The organism is Arthrobacter sp. alpha11c (assembly GCF_054149985.1).
This window is the reverse complement of the sequence record NZ_CP196747.1, coordinates 504692-520008: the sequence shown is the minus strand read 5'-3', so window position 1 is coordinate 520008 and position 15317 is coordinate 504692. Positions and strand designations below refer to the sequence as shown.

General features: G+C 61.6%; 14 protein-coding genes. 3 read left to right on the top strand and 11 right to left on the bottom strand.

Features of this window, described 5'->3' with window-relative positions; genetic code table 11:
* Window positions 1-8: 8 nt before the first annotated feature.
* A complete protein-coding gene (locus tag ACTAQJ_RS02415; RefSeq protein WP_498700455.1) occupies window positions 9-1286 on the top strand; it encodes an HNH endonuclease in 1278 nt (425 codons plus the stop codon).
* A 167-nt stretch (window positions 1287-1453) separates the two neighbouring features.
* On the opposite strand, the gene nrdF is transcribed toward ACTAQJ_RS02415, so the two are convergent.
* From nrdF to nrdH, 4 genes are all read right to left on the bottom strand, one after another.
* Complete coding sequence (gene nrdF / locus ACTAQJ_RS02410) at window positions 1454-2428, bottom strand: class 1b ribonucleoside-diphosphate reductase subunit beta (protein WP_431115430.1); 975 nt, start codon at window positions 2426-2428, stop codon at window positions 1454-1456.
* 121 nt (window positions 2429-2549) lie between these two features.
* On the bottom strand, window positions 2550-4670 hold the full coding sequence (nrdE, locus tag ACTAQJ_RS02405) for a class 1b ribonucleoside-diphosphate reductase subunit alpha (RefSeq protein WP_498702142.1): 2121 nt from the start codon (window positions 4668-4670) through the stop codon (window positions 2550-2552).
* A 32-nt stretch (window positions 4671-4702) separates the two neighbouring features.
* The gene (nrdI, locus tag ACTAQJ_RS02400) at window positions 4703-5173 is read right to left on the bottom strand and encodes a class Ib ribonucleoside-diphosphate reductase assembly flavoprotein NrdI (protein WP_498700454.1); all 471 of its coding nucleotides are present in this window, start codon (window positions 5171-5173) and stop codon (window positions 4703-4705) included.
* A gap of 62 nt (window positions 5174-5235) precedes the next feature.
* Window positions 5236-5478 (bottom strand): glutaredoxin-like protein NrdH, encoded by a 243-nt coding sequence (gene nrdH / locus ACTAQJ_RS02395; RefSeq protein WP_011775022.1) that lies wholly within the window; start codon window positions 5476-5478, stop codon window positions 5236-5238.
* Window positions 5479-5872: 394 nt separating this feature from the next.
* On the opposite strand from nrdH, the gene ACTAQJ_RS02390 reads away from it, so the two are divergent.
* Both ACTAQJ_RS02390 and ACTAQJ_RS02385 read left to right on the top strand, forming a co-directional pair.
* Window positions 5873-6838 carry a LysR family transcriptional regulator gene (locus ACTAQJ_RS02390; protein ID WP_431115432.1) on the top strand — a complete coding sequence of 322 codons (966 nt, stop codon included), beginning with the start codon at window positions 5873-5875 and terminating at the stop codon, window positions 6836-6838.
* Between the two features lie 50 nt (window positions 6839-6888).
* Complete coding sequence (locus ACTAQJ_RS02385; protein WP_223933081.1) at window positions 6889-7395, top strand: DUF2004 domain-containing protein; 507 nt, start codon at window positions 6889-6891, stop codon at window positions 7393-7395.
* Between the two features lie 72 nt (window positions 7396-7467).
* Here the strand turns inward: ACTAQJ_RS02385 and metE are convergent, their stop codons facing one another.
* The 7 genes from metE to ACTAQJ_RS02350 form a co-directional block, all read right to left on the bottom strand.
* Window positions 7468-9807: a 5-methyltetrahydropteroyltriglutamate--homocysteine S-methyltransferase gene (gene metE / locus ACTAQJ_RS02380; RefSeq protein ID WP_498700451.1), complete on the bottom strand. Its 2340-nt coding sequence runs from the start codon at window positions 9805-9807 to the stop codon at window positions 7468-7470.
* Between the two features lie 79 nt (window positions 9808-9886).
* Window positions 9887-10855 carry a methylenetetrahydrofolate reductase gene (locus ACTAQJ_RS02375; protein WP_498700450.1) on the bottom strand — a complete coding sequence of 323 codons (969 nt, stop codon included), beginning with the start codon at window positions 10853-10855 and terminating at the stop codon, window positions 9887-9889.
* Between the two features lie 369 nt (window positions 10856-11224).
* Window positions 11225-11935 (bottom strand): tetratricopeptide repeat protein, encoded by a 711-nt coding sequence (locus ACTAQJ_RS02370; RefSeq protein ID WP_477519808.1) that lies wholly within the window; start codon window positions 11933-11935, stop codon window positions 11225-11227.
* Window positions 11932-12954, bottom strand: a complete 1023-nt coding sequence (locus ACTAQJ_RS02365) for a vWA domain-containing protein (protein WP_498700448.1) — start codon at window positions 12952-12954, stop codon at window positions 11932-11934. Before ACTAQJ_RS02365 ends, ACTAQJ_RS02370 begins: the two co-directional genes overlap by 4 nt.
* Entirely contained in the window at window positions 12951-13934 is a 984-nt protein-coding gene (locus tag ACTAQJ_RS02360) for a vWA domain-containing protein (RefSeq protein WP_498700446.1), read from the bottom strand. The genes ACTAQJ_RS02365 and ACTAQJ_RS02360 overlap by 4 nt, the downstream gene beginning before the upstream one ends.
* Window positions 13925-14395, bottom strand: coding sequence for a hypothetical protein (locus tag ACTAQJ_RS02355; RefSeq protein WP_498700445.1), 471 nt, complete (start codon window positions 14393-14395; stop codon window positions 13925-13927). The genes ACTAQJ_RS02360 and ACTAQJ_RS02355 overlap by 10 nt, the downstream gene beginning before the upstream one ends.
* Window positions 14385-15311: a DUF58 domain-containing protein gene (locus ACTAQJ_RS02350; RefSeq protein ID WP_498700443.1), complete on the bottom strand. Its 927-nt coding sequence runs from the start codon at window positions 15309-15311 to the stop codon at window positions 14385-14387. Before ACTAQJ_RS02350 ends, ACTAQJ_RS02355 begins: the two co-directional genes overlap by 11 nt.
* Between the last annotated feature and the right edge of the window lie 6 nt (window positions 15312-15317).

The following is a 15317-nucleotide window of genomic DNA, read 5'->3' as shown; positions in this document are numbered from 1 at the left end:
GTAAAAATATGAGCCGGAGTCAGCAGATACAAGCCACCCAAGCGGTCGCTTCGCTGCCTGAACGTGCTCATGCAGGCAACGTCAGCGGTGACCTGATAGATCAGCTGCGTGTTCTTGAGGACATGAAGTCTGCGATCTCAAGTTTGCAAGCGAAAATAGCCGTGGCCTTTGACCTTGCCCAGCGCCAAGAGCGCGCAGAGTCCGGAGTTCCAGCGGCTGAACGAAGCCAAGGTGTGGCAGCACAGATCGCGCTCGCCCGGCGTGAATCACCAAACAAGGGTTCCCGGCTTCTGGGACTGGCCAAGGCGCTGGTGTCGGAGATGCCGCGCACTATGGCCGCCCTGGAGTCGGGAAAGCTCAACGAATGGCGGGCCACGCTGCTCGTGAAGGAAACAGCGTGCCTCAGCGCTGAAGATCGTTGCGCCGTGGATGAGGAACTCGCCCCGGACGCGGGCACGTTCGATGGTGCCGGCGACAAGACCATCGTCGCCGCCGCAAAAGCAGCGGCCTATCGTCGTGATCCTCGCTCCGTGACGCAGCGGGCTGCCCACGCGGCGTCCGAAAGGCACGTGAGCCTGCGCCCGGCGCCGGACACCATGACGATCCTCACGGCGCTACTGCCGGTCGCCCAAGGCGTTGCTGCATACGCCGCGCTCACCCGCCATGCAGACTCAGCACGCTCCGACGGGGACAGCCGGCCCCGGGGACAGGTCATGGCGGACACGCTCGTCGAACGCATCACCGGTTCGCCTGCAGGATTCTCTCGGATCGACCTTCAGCTCGTCATGACCGACCGCACCTTGCTACAAGGCGACAGCGAACCCGCAAGACTTACTGGCTACGGCGTCGTGCCCGCAGAATGGGCCAGGGAGCTCCTGACCAGCGGTGAGAGCAAGACAGATCAAGACGTCAGCATTTGGCTGCGACGACTCTTCACGGCACCAAGCACGGGCGAGCTCCTTGCCACTGACTCGAGGGCACGTTTCTTCCCCACGGGCATGAGACGGTTCATCGAAACCCGCGACCACACCTGCCGCACGCCATACTGTGACGCCCCCATCCGCCATTACGACCACATCCTGCCGTGGGCCGAAGGCGGTAAAACCACACTGAATAACGCGGCCGGGCTCTGCGAACAATGCAACCACACCAAGGAAAACCGCGGGTGGAGCGTGAGACCGGAACCCGCAGAGAGACACACGCTGAAGGTGACCACGCCCACCGGGCACAACTACCACTCGACGGTTCCGCCACTGCCAGGCTATGAACGAACCCGAGTTGATTGAGGGAGTTTCGGGTCAACTGGCGGGGTCGTACTGGAACTGCCTGAGCTCTTGCGCGCAGCGGGGGGTACCTTGTGCCCTGGACGTAAACGCCCGCAGCCTTGCCAACGACAAAGCCCCTCACGCCGGCACGGCGTGAGGGGCTTTGAAGATACAAGAACTGAATCCGTTTAGAACTCCCAGTCCTCATCCTCGGTGTTGACAGCCTTGCCAATCACGTACGAGGAGCCCGAGCCGGAGAAGAAGTCGTGGTTCTCGTCAGCGTTCGGGGAGAGTGCCGAAAGGATGGCCGGGTTCACGTCGGTGACCGAAGCCGGGAACATGGCTTCGTAGCCCAAGTTCATGAGGGCCTTGTTGGCGTTGTAGTGCAGGAACTTCTTGACGTCCTCGGCCAGGCCGACGCCGTCGTAGAGGTCGTGCGTGTACTGGACTTCGTTTTCATACAGCTCGAACAGAAGCTCGAACGTGTAGTCCTTGATTTCCTGCTTGCGGGCCTCGGAAACCTTCTCCAGGCCCTTCTGGAACTTGTACCCGATGTAGTAACCGTGCACGGCTTCGTCGCGGATGATCAGGCGGATGAGGTCGGCCGTGTTCGTCAGCTTGGCACGTGAGGACCAGTACATGGGCAGGTAGAAGCCCGAGTAGAACAGGAAGCTCTCCAGCAGCGTTGAAGCCACCTTGCGCTTCAGGGGGTCGTCGCCCTGATAGTAGTCCATGACGATCTGCGCCTTCTTCTGCAGGTTCTCGTTCTCGAGCGACCAGCGGAAAGCGTCGTCAATCTCCTTGGTGGAGCACAGGGTGGAGAAGATGGATGAGTACGACTTCGCGTGCACCGACTCCATGAAGGCGATGTTGGTGTACACCGCCTCTTCGTGTGGCGTCAGCGCATCCGGGATCAGCGAAACAGCGCCGACGGTGCCCTGGATGGTGTCCAGCAGTGTGAGGCCGGTGAAAACGCGCATGGTGAGCTGCTGCTCATCCGGCGTCAGCGTGTGCCACGACTGGACGTCGTTGGACAGCGGCACTTTCTCCGGCAGCCAGAAGTTGTTGACCAGTCGGTTCCAGACTTCCACGTCCTTGTCGTCCTGGATCTTGTTCCAGTTGATTGCTTCGACGTGGCTAAGCAGCTTGACCTTTTCGGTCATTTCATCCCCTTTAGCGTTGGGTTCTTTAAGGTAAGCCTACGACGGTGGGTGGGAACCCGCCGTCGTAATTTTCAGTTTTGAGTGCGGCAACTGCCGCAGGCTATCAACCGATAACGGTTGATCAGAGCATGCAGCTGACGCAGCCTTCCACCTCAGTGCCCTCCAGCGCAAGCTGGCGGAGACGGATGTAGTAAAGGGTCTTGATGCCCTTGCGCCATGCGTAGATCTGCGCCTTGTTGATGTCGCGCGTGGTGGCGGTGTCCTTGAAGAACAGCGTCAGGGACAGGCCCTGGTCCACGTGCTGCGTTGCAGCTGCGTAGGTGTCGATGATCTTCTCGTAGCCGATTTCGTAGGCATCCTGGTAGTACTCCAGGTTGTCGTTGGTCAGGTACGGAGCCGGGTAGTAGACGCGGCCAATCTTGCCTTCCTTGCGGATTTCAATCTTGGCGGCCACCGGGTGGATCGACGAGGTGGAGTTGTTGATGTAGCTGATGGAACCGGTGGGCGGAACGGCCTGGAGGTTCTGGTTGTAGATACCGTGCTCCATGACGGACGCCTTCAGCTCGCGCCAGTCATCCTGCGTGGGGATGTGGTGGCCGGCGAAGAGCTCGCGGACGCGTTCCGTCTCCGGAACCCATTCCTGCTCCGTGTACTTGTCGAAGAACTCGCCGGAAGCGTAAGTGGACTTTTCGAAGCCGCCGAACTTCTGGCCGGTCTCGATGGCCAGACGGTTGGAGGCGCGCAGAGCGTGGAACAGCACCGTGTAGAAGTAAATGTTGGTGAAGTCCAGGCCCTCTTCGGAACCGTAGTGGACGTGCTCGCGGGCAAGGTAGCCGTGGAGGTTCATCTGGCCAAGGCCAATCGCGTGGCTCTGGGCGTTGCCCTGGGCAATGGACGGCACCGAGTTGATGTAGGACATATCCGAAACTGCGCTGAGGGCGCGAATGGACGTCTCGATCGAGAGTCCGAAGTCCGGCGAATCCATGGTCTTGGCGATGTTCATGGAACCGAGGTTGCAGGAAATGTCCTTACCCACGGTCTCGTAGCTGAGGTCTTCCGCGTAGATGGACGGCGATGAAACCTGCAGGATCTCCGAGCACAGGTTGCTCATGGTGATCTTGCCGTCGATCGGGTTGGCCCGGTTCACGGTGTCTTCGAACATGATGTACGGGTAGCCGGACTCGAACTGGATCTCCGCGAGGGTCTGGAAGAACTCACGGGCGCTGATCTTGGTCTTCTTGATCCGGGAATCGTCAACCATCTCGTAGTACTTCTCCGTGACGGAAATGTCGGAGAAGGGGACACCGTAGACGCGCTCGACGTCGTACGGGGAGAAGAGGTACATGTCCTCGTTCTTCTTGGCGAGCTCGAACGTGATGTCCGGGACCACGACACCCAGGGAGAGCGTCTTGATGCGGATTTTCTCGTCAGCGTTTTCGCGCTTGGTGTCCAGGAAGCGGTGGATGTCCGGGTGGTGCGCGTGCAGGTACACGGCACCTGCACCCTGGCGGGCACCAAGCTGGTTGGCGTAGGAGAAGCTGTCTTCGAGGAGCTTCATCACGGGGATGACACCGGAGGACTGGTTTTCGATCTGCTTGATCGGGGCGCCGTGCTCACGGATGTTGGTGAGTGAAAGGGCTACACCGCCACCACGCTTGGAGAGCTGCAGCGCGGAGTTGATGGCGCGGGCAATCGACTCCATGTTGTCTTCGATGCGGAGCAGGAAGCAGGAGACCAGCTCACCGCGCTGGGCCTTGCCTGCATTCAGGAAGGTGGGGGTTGCGGGCTGGAAACGGCCGTCGATGATTTCATCAACAAGGCGGCTGGCAAGTTCTTCGTTGCCGCGGGCAAGGTGCAGGGCAACCATGCAGACGCGGTCTTCGTAGCGCTCAAGGAAGCGCTTGCCGTCAAACGTCTTCAGTGTGTAGGACGTGTAGAACTTGAAGGCGCCAAGGAAGGTCTCGAAGCGGAACTTCTTCTTGTATGCACGGTTGAAGAGTTCACGGATGAAGTTCATCGTGTACTGGTCGAGGGTTTCGCGCTCGTAGTACTGGTTCTTCACCAGGTAGTCGAGCTTCTCTTCCAGGTCGTGGAAGAACACGGTGTTGTTGTTCACGTGCTGCAGGAAGTACTGGTGCGCGGCTTCACGGTCGGCTTCAAACTGGATCTCGCCGTTGGGGCCATACAGGTTCAGCATGGCGTTGAGCTCGTGATAGCCCAGGCCCTTATAGGCCTCGGGCAGTGGCTTCTTGGCCGTTTCCACAGCGCCCCCGGTTACTTCTGTTTCTGCGACAGTAGTGTCCAAAACTTTTCCAATCCTTGATTGACCCGATCGACGTCTTCCGGCGTCCCCATGAGTTCAAACCTGTAGAGATGCGGCACGTTGCACTTGGCGGCGATGATGTCTCCCGCTGCGCAATAGTTTTCCGCGAAGTTGGTGTTTCCTGCACCGATAACACCACGTATCAGTTGCCTGTTCCGTGGGTTGTTGAGAAACCTGATGACCTGCTTGGGCACTGAACCTTCCCCGTTCGTCCCACCGTAAGTCGGCAGGACGAGGACAAAGGGTTCAAGTGCTTGAAGCGGGGCATCATGCGCATAGAGCGGGATGCGCGCTGCATCCCTGCCCAATTTCTGGACAAAGCGCTTGGTGTTCTCAGATGTCGAGGAAAAGTAGATGAGGTGACTCCTCGTGGTCACAGTGTCCGTGTCACTGCGCACGGATGCCGTTGCCAGCGGTGCCATGGGAGTCACCTCGACTACATAGGAATTCTTGCTTGCTGTGGTGGCGAAGTCCGAAAGGAAACTTAGGCCACGGAGGAAACGGCCTGGGCCAGTTCCTCGATCTTGTCCGGGCGGAATCCAGACCAATGGTCCTGCTCGGTCACGACGACGGGAGCCTGCATGTAACCCAGCGCCTTGAGGCGTTCGAGCGCCTCGGCATCCTGGGAGATGTCGACACTCTGGTAGGCAATGCCCTTCTTGTCGAGTGCCCGGTAGGTTGCGTTGCACTGAACACAGGCCGGCTTCGTGTAAACCGTAACGGTCATGATCCCTGTCCCCTTAGTTGAAGTCTGTCGCTCTTCGTATCTGGCGGGCTCAACCGGAACTGAATACTGAATCCGATACCGGCCCGCAGGCTGCTGTGGCAGCCAACACGCTTATTTAGTCTTGTGCTGGTTTCCCGCTCAATCCGTAAACCGATACTACATGTAGTGCAAGCGCCTCGCCGGGACCCCAAGATGATGTATTACAAGTATGTCATTCAATCCACCGCTCGTCCACAGGCAAGGGCTCTCAAAATGTCCGTAATTCCGCCATATTGAGAGATGTCATCCACACCCTGTGGACTACTTAGCCACATTTAATCTCCAGCGTGTCGCCGGGTTCCGGCGTGTCGTGACACTTTGAAAATGTGGCGTGGCGAACAGCTAAACTCTCCTGATGGTCAATCTCCTCCACCTCCGGACGCTGATGGAAGTAACCCGCTTGGGTTCTTTCGCTGCGGCTGCCGCGCAGCTTGGCTATACAGCCTCCGCCGTTTCCCAGCAGATGGCCGCACTGGAACGCGACACCGGCGTGGAACTTTTCCAGCGTTCGGCGAGGAGCGTCATTCCCACCGAAGCGGCCATCACCATGACGCGGCACGCCTCAAAGGTGCTGACCGACGTCGAAGCACTGATGGCGGCAGCATCAAGGACCAACGATGCGCCAGCCCAGGAATTGCGGCTGGGCATCTTCCCAAGCCTTGCCACGTACGTGCTCCCGGACATCCTGAAGAATGAGCGGTGGAACGGACTCGGAATCGAGCTGCGGGTATCAGTCGCTGAACCGGCACAGACCATCCAGGGACTGCGCAGTGGCGGAGAATTGGACGTCGCCCTCGTGTACCAGGTGGGCCAGTCCGGATTGGCCTGGCCACATTCCCTGGAGCGGCAATGGATCGGCGACGACGACTTCCGCGTGGTGCTGCCCGCTTCATGGAAAATCCGCGAGGATGCCGAGATTGAAGCCGCGCACCTCTCGGACATGCCGTGGATCGTCCACCACCCCGGAACCAGCGACGCCCTCGTGATCGAACGCCTGTTCGCCAGCTGCAACCTGCACCCCCGCGTCGTGGCTTACAGTGACGATTTCCACGCCAGCCTGGAGATGACCGCGGCTGGCTTGGGTGCCTCGCTGGTACCGGAACTGGCGCTGCGCAACAGGCCGCCCGGTGTCGTGGTCCTTGACGTCCCGGACATCCGGCTGGCGCGTAACGTGTTTGCGCTGCTCATCAATGAAAAGCGCACAGCGCAAGTCCAACTGTTTACGCAGCTCCTGGCTGACACCCTCCGCGGCACCTCCGAAAAGAGCGGTTTGCATCCCCTGAAATCAGCGCCTGTCAAGGGTCCGCAGCGTCGGAGGTGAATTCTTCCCAATTGCTGGAACCGGCCCGATGTTGGGGTTAGATTGATCACATGGGCAAGGTAGCAAGCACACATTTTGGGGAGATCGAGCTCAATCACGGGCGTGAACATTGCTTCGTGACCAAACACGAACTCGGCGGCAATCAGCTTGAGCTGGACCTCAACGTCACGGCGCATGACCATTTCGACGAGGCTGCCATGCACAAGGTGGACTACCGCTTGCGCTTCCTGCCGGAGCTGGTTGACCAGGTCCGGGAGATGATCGCCGATGAGCTGGACCAGGACGGCACCAATCCGCAGCAGTTCCTGCATTTCCATAGTTCCCAGCTCAAGGAAGAGCAGCTCGAATCCGTTTTCGGGGTCAGGGACAAGTCCCAGCTCACCAACGACGTCTTCCTCAAAGCCCTCAAACTGGGTCATGTGGCCATCTACCCTGGCCAGCCCGAGCGCTATTTCGTCCTGGACTTCACCCTCGGCTCGCACTTCACGGATGAGCTGCTGGTAGTGGCCGCCGATGAAGACGGCGTGGTGGATGACGAAATCCTTTGGGAGTCGTGAGGGACTGAGCCTTTAAACGCCTGACGGCGGCCGATCACCTTTCGGTGACCGGCCGCCGTCGTTGTGGCTGGCTTACTTAGCGGTTTCGAGCAGCGTGGCGCGAACCGTCTGGGTTGCCTTGACCAGGTTGCGCAGGGACTCTTCGGTCTCGGCGTAGCCACGGGTCTTCAGGCCGCAGTCCGGGTTGACCCAGAGCTGGCGCGAGGGAACGTGCTTGACGGCGGTGGCCAGGAGTTCGGTGACTTCTGCTTCACCCGGAACACGCGGCGAGTGGATGTCGTAAACGCCCGGACCAACGCCGCGGCCGAAGCCGTGGGACTCGAGGTCGTGGACGACCTCCATGCGGGAGCGTGCAGCTTCGATGGAGGTCACGTCTGCGTCGAGGCCGTCGATTGCATCGATGATCACACCGAACTCGGAGTAGCACAGGTGGGTGTGGATCTGGGTGGAGTCGGCAGCACCGGCCGTGGCGAGGCGGAAGGAGTCAACGGACCACTTCAGGTAGTCGGCGTGGTCTGCCTTGCGCAGCGGGAGGAGCTCACGGAGGGCGGGCTCGTCCACCTGGATGACCTTGATGCCGGCTGCCTCGAGGTCAGCGATTTCGTCGCGGAGTGCCAGTCCAACCTGGTTGGCGGTCTCGCCCAGCGGCTGGTCATCGCGAACGAAGGACCAGGCCAGGATGGTGACCGGACCGGTCAGCATGCCCTTCATCGGCTTGCTGGTCAGCGACTGTGCGTACTCAGCCCAGGCAACCGTGATCGGGGCGCTGCGGGTGACGTCGCCCCAGAGGATGGACGGACGGGTGCAGCGGGATCCGTAAGACTGGACCCAGCCGTGGACCGTCACGTCAAAACCTTCGAGGTTCTCCGCGAAGTACTGGACCATGTCGTTGCGCTCGGGCTCGCCGTGAACCAGGACGTCGTAGCCCAGTTCTTCCTGCAGGTCCACAACGCGCTTGATCTCGTCCTTCATGAGCTTCTCGTACTGCTCGTTGGTGAGATCGCCCTTGTTGTTGCGGGCACGTGCGGAGCGGATCTCGGACGTCTGGGGGAACGAACCGATGGTGGTGGTGGGCAGCGGCGGAAGGTGCAGTGCCTCTTCCTGGGCAGCTTCACGAACCGCGTACTCGGAGCGGCTGAAGTCCGCAGCGGTCAGTGCCTGGGTGCGGGCGCGGACGTCGTCGCGGCGAACGCCTTCGGCGGTTGCACGGGAAGCGATCACGGCGGATGCTTCGTCGATGGCAGCCTTGGCCGACGCGGGGTCCGCCAGGTAGGAAGCGAGGGTCTTGACCTCCACTGCCTTCTGGTCGGAGAAGGCGAGCCAGCTGCGCAGCTGCTCAGACAACGCGGTTTCCTCTGCGACGTCGTGCGGGACGTGCTGGGTGGACGTGGACGTGCTGACGGCCAGCTTGCCGGCTGCAGCCTTCAGCTCATCCAGCTTCGCGGCAGATGCGGCGAGGTCGTTGCGCCAGATGTTGTGACCGTCAACCACACCGGCAACCAGGGTCTTGTTGCCTAGGCCTGCGAGGGCAGCTGCAGAGGGAACTCCACCCTTGAAGACATCGATGTGCAGGGCGTCGATGTTGGTGGCAGCAAGCGTACCGAGCTGGCCATCGAGAGAGCCGTACGGGGTGGAGACAAGAATCTGCGGACGCTTGGCGGCGTTGGTGAGGACCTCGTAAGCACGGGCAACGGCTGCTTCGATCTCGGCGGCCGGCGTGTCCTGGTCAACAACCAGGGCCGGCTCATCGAGCTGAACCCAGCTGGCGCCAGCCTCGGCGAGCTTCTCTAGCAGCTGAACGTATACAGGCAGGATGTCCTCGAGGCGGGACAGCGGCGCGAAACCGGCCGGGGCGTCGTCGGATGCCTTGGAGAGCAGCAGGTAGGTGACCGGGCCAACAATGTACGGGCGGGTCTCAATGCCGTTGGCAAGTGCGAAGGCGAACTCGTCAACCTTGGCAGTGGAGGCGAGCGTGAACTCGGTTTCCGGGCCGATTTCCGGTACCAGGTAGTGGTAGTTGGTGTCGAACCACTTGGTCATTTCCAGCGGCTGCTGTTCCTTGTTGCCGCGTGCCAGCGTGAAGTAGCCATCGATGTCCAGCTGGCCCTCAGCGTTGAGGAGCTTACCGAAGCGTGCCGGAACCGCGCCCAGGTGCGCAGTGGTGTCCAGCACCTGGTCGTAGAAGGAGAAGGTACCCGGAACAGCGGCAGCTTCAGTAAGGCCCAGGTCCTGCAGGCGCTTTGCGATGGTGAGCTGGATGTCCTTTGCTGCTGCGTCCAGTGCTGCGGCGTCGATCTTGCCGGCCCAGTAAGCTTCGACAGCCTTCTTGAGCTCGCGGCGACGGCCGATGCGAGGGTAGCCGAGCAGCGAGGCTGCCGGGAACGGAGTGGCGGGCGTGTTCTGTTCAGTCATGGGAATTCCTTGATGAAGTGGTTTGAAAAGGTTGGTGTCTTGGGTGGCCGGGAAGAGCCGACGGGTTGGTGGCAGGCTGTTAGCTTGCGTATTCCTGGCGCAGGGCCATGGTGTTTACGCGGCCAGCAGGGCGGGATGGCCGCGGCAGCGCCAGCTTGTCCAGCACGTCCAGGGCGTCGGCGTGCTCATTGAAGGTGTACAAGTGAATGCCTGGCGCACCGGCATCCAGTGCCGCATTGGCCAGATCCACAGTGGCTGCGACGCCGATTCGCCGACGGTCGGCTTCAGTGTCCACGGCAGCCAGGCGCTCCATGAGTTCCACGGAAGGGTCGACGCCGGCCAGCTCGCCGAGGCGCTTCAGGCGCCGAAGGCTGGTGAGCGGCATGACACCGGGGATGATCGGGATAGTGACCCCGGCCCGACGTGCACGGGTCACCAGGTCCGAGTATTCGTTCGCGTGGAAGAAAACCTGCGTGATCGCGAAGTCCGCACCGGAACGCTGCTTGGCCAGGAGAACTTCGACGTCGTGTCCCACACTTGGCGATTCAGGATGCCTGGTGGGGTACGCGGCCACTCCGACAGCGATCTTGCCGGCGCAAAGGAGTGCTGAACGACGCTGCTCCACGCGGCGGATCAGTTCGATCAGATCCTGGGCGTAGCGGAGTGAACCGATGGCAGGCTGGCTTCCGTCTTTGGGAAGATCGCCGCGCAGTGCAAGGATGCCGCGGACGCCGTGGTCCAGGAGCTCACCGATGATCTCCGCCAGTTCAACCGGTGTGTTGCCTACACACGTCAGGTGAGCCAAGGGCCGAAGCGTGGTTTCGAGCAGGAGTCGGTTGATGAGGTCAACGGCGGTGTCCCGGTTGGATCCACTGGCACCGTACGTCACGGAGACGTAGTCCGGCTCGGTGGCTTCGAGTTCACGGATAGTGGTCCACAGAGTTTCTGCGGCCGCCGGCGAGCGAGGGGGAAACAGCTCGTAGGAAAGTGCTACGGGTGCCGTTCCGGCTAGGTTGGGATGTACGTCAATAAGGCTTGGTGGCGACATTTGCGTCCTTGGCTGTTCGTCATCGAACGTCACCCAATGGATCCAAGGGAACCATTGATTGCATGATCGATGAATTGAGTTTGGGATACACGAAAGAACTCCAGCAGGACGCAGCCGCGACTGGTACGCCTGGAATGAAGCTTTCCGTGTGCAAATGTCAGGCCCACATGGGGGCACCCACACCCTCCTCACCGCCCTTGCGGGGCGGATCCAACGGAGGATCGCTGACACGTTACCGCGGTAACTTGTTTATGACTCTAGGTCGTGGGCAAGGAGGGGTTCAACTCGGCCACCGAATTAAGACGCAGTTTTACGATCCGTGAAGAAGGATTTGTGAACTTTGTTCGCCAAAAGGCGCCGTAGAAACCTTCACCACGGCCTGTCTACGCTCGAGTCATTCTCGGGGCCGCGCAGGTACTCCTCGCGTTCCTGCCCTTCTGTTCGCTCCCGTTGGGCCTGTTGCGCGCTCTCTCCCAGCTTTTGCAGTTGCTCCTGCTGTGGCTCGGACGGCGAATCCTTGGCTTGCTTCTTCGCCTCGCCACTTCCCTTGGAGTCCGCAGCTATCTTGGCTTTGAGCCGATCCATGGCCGAATCCAGGGCTTTCCCCTCCCCTGACGAATTCCCGGGCCCCTCCTGCGCGCACTGCGCAGGTGAGGACTCGAGGACATCCAACGCTTCACGAAACAACGTGGCTGCCATCGGCTTATTTCCTGCAGCCAAAGCAGCATCGCCCAGTTTCTCGATACTCAACACCAGATTGACCCGCACCTGACATTCATCAGTGCCGGCACCGGCATCCAACGCCGCTTCGAAGTCCTTCCGTGCCGCCGTGAAGTCGCCGGCCAGAACATGGACGTCGCCGGATGCAAAGTAGGCTTTGTGCGGCTCGAACAGGTTGGCAACATGCAGCCAGGAAGCGGCTCCGGCTGCAGCATCCTGATCGGCCGTTTCGAAGGCCTGTGCAGCGTACCCGCCCAAGGCACCCACGCTCAGGAGTTTCGCTGCGACGGCGAGCGCCAGCAGGGCCGGCGGGGCGGACCACAGCGCGAGGCGGCGTCTGCGGCGTCGTGCGTTGTTCATGCCTTTGGTTCCTTGGTTTTCGGGCGCAAGCTTTGACCCCGTACTTCCCGTAGCGCGGTGAGATGACGCAGGGGTTCGTGAAGGGCCAGCAGGAATCCGGCGAGCGCCAGGAGCCAGTAAAGTTCCACGCGGCCGGGTGCGTCGTCGTTGGTAGGCGTGAGGGTGCCTGGCTGGGCTTTGGCAAGCATGTCAGCCGTGGGTTGGTTCCCGGTCCGGTGGACATATGGGACATGGAGCTGAGTTGCGATGTTTTTCAGTTGCCCTTCGTCGATCCTGGACACCGCGTCCTGCCCCGAGCTCTTGTCCTGTACGTACCCGGCTTCGGTGTGTGACGGGTCTTTCATTCGGCCACCCTGCCCTGTGCCGTAACCCAGCACGGCTCCCCCGCTCACGCTGTTCGCGTCCACCGGCAGCGGCGCTGGTGCCTCGGCGGCGGTGTTCTCGCCGTCCCCGGCGTAGAAGACCAGTGCTGGACGTCCCGGGTGCTGCTCTTTGGCGGCCGCGAGCCTGTCCTTGAGCAACGTTCCTGCGCCCGCAATGCTGCTGCCGTTGGCGTACCGCGGGTTTTGCGGCTGCAGTGTTGTCATGGCGATTTGCAGCGCGGTGGCGTCCTGGCTCAACGGCATGCGGACGGTCGCCTTGTTGTCGAAGGTGATGAGGGAAAACCTGGCTCCCGCTAGTTCCTTGGCGATCGCCATCACGTCGTGTGTTGCCCCTGACAAGCGGGTGCCTGTGCCGTTGTAATCCTCTGCAGCCATGCTGGTACTGGTATCGACAACGAAGAAGACGTCCACGTCCGCGACCGCGGTCCTCGCTTCACTGCCGGGCCACCCTGGTCGCAGTGCGGCAAGGACCAGAAGCACGACGGCGGCGCCCCGGATGGCGGCTGGCCGCACCGACCCTCGTGGTCCAGTGCTGCCGGGTCCCGGCCCGCGAGCGATGGCCCACAGGGTGAAGGCTACGACGGCGACGCCTATGGCAGCGAGGAGCGCCCACGGAATAATCGGTTGAAGCGTCACGGGTTCAGCCTCCATCCCAGGATCACCATTCCGGCACCTGCCAGCAGCGCGACGCCAAGCGGCAGCGCCGGGCTGTCGCTCACCGCAATCTGGGGTGCGGCCTGGTAGCTGCTGGCTTCGGACTCCTGCACTTTCTGGACGATCCCGGGCACTGCGTCAGGACTGTCCAGGGTGAAGTAGCTGCCCCCGGTTCCTTCGGCAACCGCCCTGAGTTGGCCGCCGGGCTGATCAGCTTGATTTCCGTAGTCGAAGTCGCCGGGGTTCAGTGCGTACACCTTGACGTTCTTGCTCCGGGCCAGCCCGCCGGCCTGCTGCAGGGTGAAGATGGGGTCACCGGAGAGGAAGTTGTCGGTCGCCAGCACAACAGACCGCGAGCGCTTGGCGTCGCCGGACTCCGATTCGACGTCCGGGAAGCTTTGCACGCAGGATGCCAGGCCATCGCCGATCAGGGAGGATCCTCCCCCGTTCCATGTCCCGTCGAAGAAGGATCCTGCCCCCCTGTCCAGGGCCTTCTGAGCTGCGGTGAGCTGTTCGGCAGCGTAGTCGTAGTCGTCTGTCAGCGGGAACAGTTGGACGCTGCTGCTATCGAAGATCACCATGCCGATGCGCTCGCCATCGAATTCCCGGGCGAGTTCCTGGAACACCTTGGCGATGGCAGCGTCCGTACTGGTCATGGATCCTGAAACATCAAGGCAGAGGATGATGTCCCGGTTCCGGATTTCGGGCTGTTCCGTGGTGCGCTGGGCAGGTCTTGCCGCTGCTGTGGCTGTGGCCACCAGGAACAACGCACCCAAGACCATGGCGAGGACCAACGTGGCCTTGTACCGCCGCAGCGCCTTTTGGTACTCGGGAAGCTCGGTGAGGCGCTCGCCGTGTGCCACTGGCCTGCCCCTTTGCGGTCGACGCCGGATCAACAGTCGGGCGGCTATCACCAGTGCCAGGGCAGCGAGGGGAAGAATCCACCAGTACGTCAGTTCCACGCCTGTACCACCTGGCGTGCGGTCTTTGCGGAGTCCCGAACGGATTGCCTGGCTACGGGCGCGAATTCGTTGGGGTAGATCAGAGCGATACCCACGGCGAACTGATCCAGTCCGTTGCGGCGCAATTCCTCCAGTGTCATGGAAGTGGCCGGAAGACCTGTGGCTGCACCCGCAAATTCCCGCACGAGGAGGCTGAGTCGCTGGTGTGCGTCGCGCCCGGGGAGGCGGCCGGCGTCGGCCTCTCTTTCGAGGGTATCTATTGCTGACAGGCACCTGGCCCGCAGCGTTTCCAGATCGTGTGACTCCCCATGCCCGCTTGCCGGAGTTTTTGGGGTTGCTTTGCGGACGGGCCACAGCATCCATCCGTACCAGCACGCTACGAGCAGCAGCAGCACCAAGCCCAGCCAAAGCCACAGCTGCTGATATTGAAGGGGTGCGTAGAAGCCGGCGTTATCCTGCACGGTTGCTACCCTTGGCGGACTTCGCGCCCGAGCGGTGCTTCTCCAGGAGCGCGAACACCGCCGGGAGGACGTCGGCGGTGGCGCCAACCGTCTGCTCAGCAATGCCGAGCCTGCGGAAGAAGGCGCTGCGCTCCTCCCCACGCTTCCGCATCGCGGTGGCATATGCGGCACGAACAACGTTGTTCCCGGCCACCGGCGCAGGGATCCGCTGGCCGTCCCCGACGTCGAAGCTGGCCTCCTGCGTTGACGCCGGATGCCCCGGTTCCTTGGCCAACCCGGCGTCGAGGATAGTGAGCCACAGGACTTCATGCCGGGCCCTCAGGCGCCGGAGCAGCATTTCGGTGTGGGCGTCGGGCCTGAACTCATCGGCGAGAACGGCAATGAGCAGGCGGCCCTTCAAGAACCTCAACGCGTAGTCGAGTTGCTCTGTGATGGCGCTCGCCGGTCCATCCAGGGAAATGCCGGCATCCACTTCCCGGAGCAGCAGCTCCAGGTGCTCTTCACCGCTCTGGGGCGGGAGGTACCGGGAAGTGAGTGCCGCGCCGTGCAGGAGTCCGACGTCGTCCCCGTGCCTGCAGGCGAGATAGCCCAGCACGCCTGCAGCATCAACGGCAATGTCTTTCTTGGATTCACCGGAGGCAGCGTGGGCTGCCATGTTCCGTCCTGTGTCCACGAGCAACAGCACCGAATGACGGCGGACGGCCACATAGCGTTTGACCAGGGGTGATCCGTGGCGGGCAGTGGCTTTCCAATCAATGTCCCTGACTTCGTCGCCGGGTACGTACGAGCGCAATTCGTCGAAGTCCAGGCTGCGGCCCTTGAAGACAGAACCGTATTCGCCATCCAACAGGGTGAGCGTCCTGCGGTGGGCGAAGATAAACATCTTCGACTTCACGCGGCGGAGGAGGCTGGGCATGCGGTG